General features: G+C 56.4%; 2 protein-coding genes. Both read right to left on the bottom strand.

The genetic code is table 11. The annotated features are described in order from the left end of the window. The coding region (locus OGV38_RS00055; protein WP_286472819.1) for a host cell division inhibitor Icd-like protein at window positions 1–544 on the bottom strand (544 nt) is incomplete at its 3' end. After that, a partial coding sequence (locus OGV38_RS00060; RefSeq protein ID WP_286472816.1) for a helix-turn-helix transcriptional regulator occupies window positions 541–711 on the bottom strand: 171 nt, incomplete at its 5' end. The genes OGV38_RS00055 and OGV38_RS00060, both read right to left, overlap by 4 nt.

Here is a 711-nt window from a genome sequence, read left to right on the forward strand (position 1 = left end):
CCGCAACCGGCAGACGGCCAGCGAACGAGAGAACGTAATCGCGAACGAGAGAAAGACGTGCGGCGTGCTCATCACCGGCAGCGGTGCGGAGCATACAGATACGGGGTTTACGGTCTGCGCGACGAACGGCGGCAAACACAAAGACAAACTGCGGGTGTGACGGGGTGAGGGTAGTAGCCATGATGGCAGCCTCCTTGAAGTAGTTTGAAAAACTACCACCGGAAACGCCAATTTCACTGGTGGCAGCCCGAACGGGGTTGGCGTAACCGGCCTTCAAGGAAACCGGCCAGCCCGAAGGCTGCCCCGCCCGGACTACCATTATCAGAAAAGGGCTCGGGTGCACGAATAAACACCACAGCCCTGAAAATGGGTGTGCCTGAGCAACGACATAAAAAAACACGCATGGCGCGTGTCGTGTCGCCTTGAAGTTATTCGGAACGCCAATTCCGGCTGCCGATTTTGCGACAGCGGGAAAACTATACCTGGAAACGGCGAAAAGAAGCAAGCCAGAAAAAGGGGCTGTTTGCTGAACGATCATCATCATGCGTCATAGCCCCGGTTACGTTCGGCAATGCGATCCGCCATCCATGCAGTGATTTCAGACTGCGCCCACGCCACATTTTTTCCGCCGAGGGAGATTTGTTTCGGGAAGGCTTCCCGGCTGATGAGGTCGTAAATGGTCGAGCGGGACAGGCCGCACAGATGCATCAC

The sequence above is a fragment of the Citrobacter sp. Cb080 genome, assembly GCF_030334745.1.
In the GTDB taxonomy this organism is placed as follows: Bacteria; Pseudomonadota; Gammaproteobacteria; order Enterobacterales; family Enterobacteriaceae; genus Citrobacter; species Citrobacter braakii.